Here is an 8,540-nt window from a genome sequence, read left to right on the forward strand (position 1 = left end):
CCGGTACATCGATGCCCGTCGCCACCGACGCCCACCCCTCACCCAACGGCGACGGGCTGATGCACCGGCACGGCCCCGCCCCACCCACCGGAGCTGAACCCGAACTGCGGGGTAGGCCCGGGAGGCCCGGCGGTTCTATGCTCGGGATGGCGATTATCTCTGACTGGGTCAGACATCCAGCCGGAGCAGGCCGACCGCGACCGGGTACAGCCGACCTTCGGGGCCGATCATGACCGTTCAGGACATCCGCTCCTTCAACCGCTTCTACACGAACGTCATCGGCGCGCTCGACTACGCCCGCCATCTGTACGCGCCGTACACGCTGACCGAGTCCCGCGTCCTGTACGAACTGGCGCACACGTCCCAGGCGGACGCCGCCGATCTGCGGACCGAACTCGCCCTGGACTCCGGTTATCTGAGCCGGATCCTGAACAAGTTCGAGCAGGACGGACTGGTCGAGCGCACCGCGTCCGAGAAGGATCCGCGGCGCCGCCGGATCACGCTCACCGCGCGCGGCCGGGAAGCCGCCACGCTGCTCGACGAGCGGGCACGCCAGACCGTGGGCACGCTGCTGGCGACCGTGCCGCCCGCCGACCGGCCGCGACTCGCGGAGGCGATGCGCACGGTACGGACCCTCCTGGGGGACGGGCGGGCCGCACCGGGCCCCGAGAACGTCCTCCTGCGCGAACCGGGCCCCGGCGACCTCGGCTGGATCGTGCAGCGCAACGCGGCGCTGTACGCGGCCGAGTACGGCTGGAACGCCGACTACGAGGGCCTGGTCGCGCGGATCGTCGCCGACTTCGCCGAGGACCACGACCCCCACCTGGAGCGGGTGTGGATCGCCGAGCTCGACGGGCGGCCCGTCGGGTGCGTGATGTGCGTACGGGACGACGCGCCCGGCACCGCCCGCCTCCGACTGCTGCTGGTCGAGCCGGAGACACGGGGCCTGGGTATCGGCGACCGCCTCGTCGGCGCCGTCACCGACTTCGCGCGCGGGGTCGGCTATCACGAACTCGTCCTGTGGACGAACGACGTCCTGGCCGCCGCCCGGCGGATCTACCAGCGCCACGGCTTCGTCCTGGTCGCCGAGAAGCCGCACCGGTCCTTCGGTGCGGACCTGACGGGACAGGACTGGCGGCTGGACCTGCGCGCCGGCCAGGAGTGACCGCACCACGGTGGCGCGCACCCGGGGCGCCACCGTCCGGAGTGCGGACAGCCCGTCCGCCCGTTGAACGAAGCCGCATCGCAGAGTTAACTCAAACACCTACCGTACGGAACCGCTCACGCAACCTGGGTGCGGGACCGTACTCCCCCAAGTAACCCGTTCCCTGGGGGAGTTGGCATATATGCAAGGCACCGTGGAGGGTTTCGAGTTCGGGGCGGCGACTCCGGCGGCCTCCTATCTCGTCGCCTGTCTGGGCAGCGCCCTGGGGCTGCGCTGCGTCGTCCGGTCCCTGAACAACCGGCAGTCGTGGAAGCCGGGTTGGCTGGCCCTCGGGGCGGCAACCATCGGCTGCGGCATCTGGACCATGCACTTCGTCGCGATGGTCGGCTTCAGGATCCAGGGGATCCCGATCGACTACGACTCCCGTCTCGCCTCGCTCAGCCTCGTCCTGGCGATCGCGATGGTCGGTCTCGGCGTCTTCGCCGTGGGATACCGCGGCGCCACCCCCGTCACTCTCACCGCGGCCGGAATCCTCACCGGGCTCGCCGTGGTGGCCACGCACTACACCGGCATGGCCGCGATCAAGCTGAACGGTTCCCTGGACTACGACTCGCTCATGGTGTCGGCCTCCGTGCTGCTCGCGGTCACCGCCGCCACCGCCGCGTTGTGGACGGCCGCCTCCTACCGGGGTTTCCCGGCCGCCCTCGGCGCCGCCCTCCTCATGGGCGTCGCCCTGACCGGCACGCACTACACCGGCATGGCCGCCCTCGGAGTGCATCTGCGCGGCGCGACGGACGCGTCCTACGTGTCCGGGATGTACGGCAACAGCTCACCGACCGCGATCCTGCTCCCGATGCTCATCGGACCGGTCGTCTTCCTGATCCTGGCCGGAGTGGTGGTGATGTTCGACCCGCAGCTCGTGCTCGGCGACGGGGACTGGAGCCGGTCCTCGCAGCGCCGGCGCCGGGGCACGGCCGTCGTCCCCGAGCGCCCCGCGCATCCCCCGCAGACCGGCTCCCTGTTCGATCCCCGCGACCAGCGGGTGGGCGTCCACGGCCGGCAGACGGGCCCCCGCGATCAGCGGGCCGGCCGGCACACTAGCTCGCGCGGGCGGTGAGCGGCGCCGTCCCGTCCAGACACCACTCCAGCACCGCGGGCCAGGGTCCGTACCCCGCGTCCATGCCGAGATGCCCGGCCCCGGGCAGGATCCGGGCCGGTACGCCCAGGGGGTCGCCGTAGACGGCGTCGGCGCCCTCGGGGCAGTACGGGTCGTCGTCGCCGGCGACCAGCCGGGTGGGGCAGAGGAGGGCGAAGCCCTTCTCGGTCAGGGTGAATCCGGCGATCTCCGGCAGTCCCGCGAGGACGGAGGCGGACGGCGGGGCGACGAGCAGCACCCGGTCGACGCCGGCGGCACCGGGCAACCCGCGGGCGGCCGCCTGCAGCCACAGCACGGCCCCGAGGCTGTGGGCGACGACCACGCGCTCGGAGCCGCGCAGGGCGTCCAGGTGGCGGGCCAGCTCCGCCAGCCACACCTCCAGGTCCGGGTCGTCGGCGTCCGGGAGCTGCGGATAGACGACGTACTGCCCCAGCTCTCCGAGCCGCGCGGCGAGCCAGTGCTGCCAGTGGCCCTCCGGGCGGTGGTTCTGCCAGCCGTGCAGGATCAGGAAGGACCGCTGGTCCGGCGCGGGGGCGTCGCCCGCGAGGTCATCGGTGTCGTACGTGCTCATGGGCCGATCGTTTCCGATTCCCGGCTCCCGGGTCCAGGGGCTCGGACGATCAACCACGCCCGAAGACCTCCGAGTCGTTCGCGCGGCCCAGGGCCTGCCTGACAATTCCCGTCTGCCTGGCCCTAGCGGGCCGTCGCGCCCGCCGCCCGGGCCGACGCCCCGGCCACCCGCGCGGTCAGCCGGTCCCGGCACTCGGGCCACTCCGCCGCGGTCACCGAGAAGACCGCGGAGTCGCGCAGCAGGCCTTCCTCGCCCGGCGCCCAGGAGCGGGACCAGTTGCGCAGGACCCCCTCCAGGCGGGCGCCGGTGCTCGCGATCGCCGCGCGGGAGCGGGCGTTGCGGGCGTCGGTCTTCAGGTCGACGCGGGCCACACCCCACTCCTCGAAGGCGTGCCCGAAGAGGAGGAGCTTGGACTCGGCGTTCAGGCCGGTGCCCTGGGCCGAGGCGGCGAGCCAGGTGAAGCCGACCTCGACGGCGTCGAGCCGGTCGTCCGAGCGCCAGGACCGCGGCTCCCAGTACGAGGTGGCACCGACCGCCCGTCCGGAGGCGAGGGAGATCTGCGCGTAGGGCGCCAGCCTGCCCGTCGCGGCGCGGGCGAGCTGCGCGTCGACGTAGTCCCCGACCTCGTCGGCCCGGGGCACCCAGGTGAACGCGTACGAGTCCCGGCGTTCCTCCGCCGCCTCGGCGAGGTCGGCCGCGTGCCGGTGGCCGAGCGGCTCGAGGCGCACCAGTGTGCCTTCGAGGACCGGCCCCTCCAACTGGAAACCCACCGCTCCGCGTCCCTTCGTCGATCCGGTCGTGTCCGCTGCGATTCCTACGCGGTGGGGCCGGCCCGTGTCCAGCGGTTATACGGCCTCGACGGTGCCCGCGTGCCGGGCGCGTTCGGCGGCCAGCACGGTGAGATGGCTGGTGAGGGACTCCCGGGGACCGGACTTCACGAGGCCGGGGTTCCCGGTGGCGACGGCGGCGACGAACGCGTCCATCAGGGCGGCGTCGCCCCCGCCGTGGCCGCCCGCCGCGTCCATGGCGCCCGGCGCGGCGAGGTCGACGGCCTCCTCGGTCCGGGTCAGGAAGTCGTAGACGCTCAGGCTCCCGCCGTCGCCGCGCAGTTCGCCGCGGGTCCCGAAGATCCGGGTCCGGCGGTCGGCCTGTTCGGTGAAGGCGGTCATGGTGAAGGTGGCGGTGGCCCCGGAGGCGAACTCCATCGAGACCACCTGGTGGTCGACCACGTCGTTGTCGCAGGCGTACACGCATCGCCCGTACGGGCCTTCGCGCAGGGCGGTCTCCAGGGCCTCGGGGGTGAAGTCGTCGACGAGCACGCTCAGCGGCCAGTGGTGTTCGCCGCGGGCGAGCCGGTCGCCGTACTCGCGCCGGGCGGAGTAGGGGCAGGTGTGCTCCACCGCGCAGTCGAGGCAGCGGTCGGCGGCGCCCTCGGGCCTGTTCTCGGGCCGGAAGTGCGACAGGCGTCCGAAGCTGGAGACGCGGACGGGGGGTTGCCCGAGGACGTACTGCAACCAGTCGATGTCGTGGCAGGACTTGGCCATCAGCATGGACGTGGCCCGGTCCGTACGGCCCCAGTTGCCGCGGACGAAGGAGTGGGCCTGATGCCAGAAGCCGACGGGTTCCAGGTGCTGGACGTTGATCACGTCACCGAGCCGGCCGGAGTCCACGATCTCCTTCACTGCGCGGGTGTACCGGGTGTAGCGCAGGACGTGTCCGACCGCCAGGATCACACCGGCCTTCTCCACCGCGTCGACGATCCGCCGACACTCGTCCTCGGTGAGGGCCATCGGCTTCTCCAGCAGGATGTGATAGCCGAGGGCCGCGAACTCCAGTACGGGCTCGAGGTGTTCGCGGTCGAGGGTGCAGACCAGCACGGCGTCCGCGATCCGGCCGCGGGCGGCCAGCACCCGCCAGTCGTCCACGGCGGCGTCCGGTTCCAGGGCATGGGCGGCCGCGAACCGTTCGCGCCGGGTCCGCCGGGGTTCGGCGACGGCCACCACCCGGGCCCGCTCGGGGTGGTCCAGGGCCCAGCGCGCGTGACCGGTCCCCCGGTCCCCGGCGCCGACGACGGCGAGTGTGACAACGGAGGCACCGGAGGACATCTGTTCACCGCTTTCCCGGTCGGGTCGCCGGCGCGGTCGGCGCCGTCCGTCGCGAAGCTAGCCGCCCCGGATCTTCCCGACAAGACGCCGGCGCCGGACGCCGGGCCCGCTCAGTGGTCCGTGCCCGCGGCGGCCCAGGCCCCGAACACCTCGTGGAAGGCGGGGAACGTCTTGCGGACGCATCCGGGGTCGTCGAAGGTCATGCCCGGGGCGCGCAGCGAGGTCACCGCGAAGGCCATGACGATGCGGTGGTCGCCGTACGTCCTGATCTCGGTGGCGGCGGGGACGCCCGGGTGGATCTCGATCCAGTCGGGGCCGGTCTCCACCCGGACGCCGAGCGCCCGGAGGTTCTCCGCGCAGGCCTCCAGCCGGTCGCACTCCTTGACCCGGGTGTTGGCGACGTCCTCGATGCGGACCGGCCCCGAGGCGAAGGGCGCGATCGCGGCGAGCGTCGGCATGGTGTCGGAGATGTCCCGCATGGTGACGGTGATGCCGCGCAGTTCGCCGGTGCCGCGCACGGTCGTGCGGTCGGGCCCGGTCTCCACGTGCGCGCCCATCCGGCGAAGGACGTCCACGAAGGCGAGGTCGCCCTGGAGCGCCTCCGCGCCGAGGCCGTGCACGGTGACCTCGCGGCCGGTCAGGGCCGCCGCCGCGAAGAAGTAGCTCGCGGTGGAGGCGTCGGGCTCGACGGGGTAGGTGGTGGCCCGGTAGCCGCCGGGCGCCACCTCGAAGACGTCGCCGTCCACCGTCACGTCCGCCCCGAACGCGCGCATCATCGCGAGGGTGATGCCGACGTAGGGGGCGGAGACCAGGTCGGTGACCTCGATGCGCAGCCCCGTGCGGGTCAGCGGGCCGAGCAGGAGCAGGGCGGTGAGGTACTGGGAGGACTGGCCGGCGTCGAGGGTGACCGTGCCGCCCTCCACCCCGGCCGCCTCGATACGCAGCGGATGGTGGCCCTCCGCCTCCTCGTGCCGGAGGTCCACGCCCAGGTCGCGCAGCGCCTGCGACAGGGGTCCCAGCGGGCGGCGGCGCATCTGGGCTGAGGCGTCGAAGCGGTAGGTGCCGTGTCCGGCGGCGGCGAGGGTGGGCAGGAAGCGGGCCGTGGTCGCGCCGTCCCGGCAGTAGACGTCGGCCCGCGCCACGGCCGGGCCCTGCGGGCGGCCGTCGATGTGCCAGCTCTCCGGGGTCCGGCCGACGCGGTAGCCGAGCCGGGTCAGGCCCTCCGCGAAGCCCTCGGTGTCGTCCGAGCGCAGCGGGCGGACGAGGCGGGTGACCCCGTCGGCCGCCGCTGCCAGGAACAGCGCGCGGGCGGTGATGGACTTGGAACCGGGAATGTCGACGACGGCCATGGGGTCATGCTGGCGCCCCGGCCCGCTCCGGCGCCGGAACGTCCGCCGGCTGGACCTTTCGCGGCGTCCGCGAGGTGAGCGCGACCCCGCCCACGAGCAGGGCCGCGGCCCCCCACCGCAGCGGGCTGATCGACTCGTGCAGGAACAGCGCGGCCGACGACATCCCGAAGACCGGGACGAGCAGCGAGAAGGGCGCGACGGTGGACGCGGGGTGCCGGTGCAGCAGCCAGCCCCAGGCGCCGAAGCCGAAGACGGTCGTGATCCAGGCGACGTAGACGACGACTCCGGCGCCCTGGAGGTCCAGGGCGCCGAGCGCGTCGAGGTCGCGGGACGGTCCCTCGGTGAGCAGGGACAGGCCGAGCAGCGGCAGGATGGGGACGGTGCTCACCCACACCATGAAGTTCAGCGGGTCGGGCGGGGACGCCTTGCGGGTGAGGACGTTGGACAGTCCCCAGCAGGCCGCCGCCGCGACGACCAGGGCGAAGGCGCCGAAGGGGCCGGCCGTGCCCTCGTCGACGGCGGCCAGGCCCACCCCCGCGAGGGCCACGGCCATGCCTGCCAGCCGGACTCGGGTGGGGCGTTCGCCGAGGAAGGCGAAGGCGAGGACCGCGGTGAAGACCGCCTGGATCTGCAGCACGAGGGAGGACAGTCCGGCGGGCATCCCGGCGTCCATGCCGATGAACAGCAGCCCGAACTTCGCGACGCCGAGGACGAGTCCCACCGCCACGATCCACTTCCACGCCACCTTGGGGCGGCCCACGAGGAACACGGCGGGCAGGGCCGCCACGAGGAAGCGCAGGGCCGAGAAGAGGAGCGGCGGGAAGTGGTCGAGTCCGACCTCGATGACGGTGAAGTTCACGCCCCAGACGGCGGCGACGAGGACGGCGAGGCTGATGTGTGCGGGTCGCATACGTCGAGCATCCGACGTCAGCACCGTGTAGCACCAGCGCGAATGTCTGCATGGATGGATGAAGCAACGCTTACGTAAGCTGGAGGGGATCGCCATCACGGACCGGGAGGCCTCCATGCTCGATCTCCAGCGCCTGCGGGCCCTGCACGCCGTCTCGGTGCACGGCACGGTCGGCGCCGCCGCGGCCGCGCTCGGCTACACCCCCTCCGCCGTGTCCCAGCAGATCGCGAAGCTGGAGCGGGAGACCAGGACCGTCCTGCTGGAGCGGCGCGGACGCGGTGTCCGGCTCACCGAGCAGGCCGAGCAACTCGCCTCGACGGCGCAGGAGTTGCTGGCGATCGTGGAGCGCGCGGAGACCGAGCTGGAGGAACTCCGAGGGAGGCCGGCGGGGCGGCTGACGGTGGCCGCGTTCGCCTCGGCGGCCCGCGGTCTGCTGCCCGCCGTCCTGGCCGACCTGGCCGCCCGGCATCCGGCCCTGGACACCCGGCTGACGGAGATCGACCCGCATCTGTCCGTCGACCTGGTCGCCAGGGGCGCGGTCGACCTGGCCGTCGCGCACGACTGGGACATCTCACCGCTGCCCGCCCCGCCGGGGGTGGAGCAGGCGGTGATCGGCGACGACCTGTGCGATCTGCTCGTCCCCGCCGGGCATCCCTTCGCCGGGCGGTCCTCGGTACGGCGCGAGGACCTGGGCGGCCAGCGGTGGATCTGCCAGCCGCCCGGGCGGGTCTGCCACGACTGGCTGGTGCGCACCCTGCGCGCGGCGGGCAGTGAGCCGGACATCGTCCACCAGGCCGAGGAGAACCCGACCCTCATCGCCCTCGTCGCCGCCGGTCTCGGCGTCGCCCTCATCCCGCGCCTCGGCCGCGGCCCCCTCCCCGACGGGGTGGTGGAGGTACCGCTCGACCCGCTGCCGGTCCGCCGGCTGTACGCGCTGTGGCGCGCGGGGGCGGCGCGCCGGCCGGCCATCGCCGAGACGGTCCGCACGCTTCAGGCGCACTGGCCCTCGGTGGCGGAACGCCCCTGACACCCGCCGGCCGGGACCCGCCACATGGGGCCGTCCCGCCGGCCCCCCTGGCCCCGTAGGTCCAGGCGCTTCTTCCGCCCCCTCCGCCCCTACCCGTCCCGTACCTGAGGCTCCGCCCCAGACCCCGCTCCTCAATCGCCGGAGGGGCTGAAATATTGCGCCTGCAGCCGGGATCCGGCGTGAGGGGCCGTGCCGGTACATCGATGCCCGTCGCCACCGACGCCCACCCCTCACCCAACGGCGACGGGCTGATGCAC

General features: G+C 73.4%; 8 protein-coding genes. 3 read left to right on the plus strand and 5 right to left on the minus strand.

Annotation, left to right across the window (positions count from 1 at the left end; genetic code table 11):
* Positions 1 to 229 precede the first annotated feature (229 nt).
* Both ACWEBX_RS35065 and ACWEBX_RS35070 read left to right on the plus strand, forming a co-directional pair.
* On the plus strand, positions 230 to 1,165 hold the full coding sequence (locus tag ACWEBX_RS35065) for a bifunctional helix-turn-helix transcriptional regulator/GNAT family N-acetyltransferase (protein ID WP_451888803.1): 936 nt from the start codon (positions 230 to 232) through the stop codon (positions 1,163 to 1,165).
* 181 nt (positions 1,166 to 1,346) lie between these two features.
* Complete coding sequence (locus ACWEBX_RS35070; protein ID WP_451888804.1) at positions 1,347 to 2,282, plus strand: MHYT domain-containing protein; 936 nt, start codon at positions 1,347 to 1,349, stop codon at positions 2,280 to 2,282.
* Here ACWEBX_RS35070 and ACWEBX_RS35075 read toward each other — a convergent pair.
* The 5 genes from ACWEBX_RS35075 to ACWEBX_RS35095 form a co-directional block, all read right to left on the minus strand.
* Positions 2,263 to 2,892, minus strand: a complete 630-nt coding sequence (locus ACWEBX_RS35075) for an RBBP9/YdeN family alpha/beta hydrolase (protein ID WP_451888805.1) — start codon at positions 2,890 to 2,892, stop codon at positions 2,263 to 2,265. The two genes, ACWEBX_RS35070 and ACWEBX_RS35075, sit on opposite strands and share 20 nt — an antisense overlap.
* 122 nt (positions 2,893 to 3,014) lie before the next feature.
* The gene (locus ACWEBX_RS35080) at positions 3,015 to 3,662 is read right to left on the minus strand and encodes a GNAT family N-acetyltransferase (RefSeq protein ID WP_451888806.1); all 648 of its coding nucleotides are present in this window, start codon (positions 3,660 to 3,662) and stop codon (positions 3,015 to 3,017) included.
* A gap of 75 nt (positions 3,663 to 3,737) precedes the next feature.
* Positions 3,738 to 4,997, minus strand: coding sequence for a Gfo/Idh/MocA family protein (locus ACWEBX_RS35085; protein ID WP_451888807.1), 1,260 nt, complete (start codon positions 4,995 to 4,997; stop codon positions 3,738 to 3,740).
* 110 nt (positions 4,998 to 5,107) lie between these two features.
* Positions 5,108 to 6,346 (minus strand): 3-phosphoshikimate 1-carboxyvinyltransferase, encoded by a 1,239-nt coding sequence (gene aroA / locus ACWEBX_RS35090; protein ID WP_451888808.1) that lies wholly within the window; start codon positions 6,344 to 6,346, stop codon positions 5,108 to 5,110.
* Between the two features lie 4 nt (positions 6,347 to 6,350).
* Positions 6,351 to 7,256, minus strand: coding sequence for an EamA family transporter (locus ACWEBX_RS35095; RefSeq protein ID WP_451888809.1), 906 nt, complete (start codon positions 7,254 to 7,256; stop codon positions 6,351 to 6,353).
* Positions 7,257 to 7,371: 115 nt separating this feature from the next.
* On the opposite strand from ACWEBX_RS35095, the gene ACWEBX_RS35100 reads away from it, so the two are divergent.
* Positions 7,372 to 8,283 carry a LysR family transcriptional regulator gene (locus tag ACWEBX_RS35100; RefSeq protein WP_451888810.1) on the plus strand — a complete coding sequence of 304 codons (912 nt, stop codon included), beginning with the start codon at positions 7,372 to 7,374 and terminating at the stop codon, positions 8,281 to 8,283.
* Positions 8,284 to 8,540 lie beyond the last annotated feature (257 nt).

The organism is Streptomyces sp. NPDC005070 (assembly GCF_053600395.1).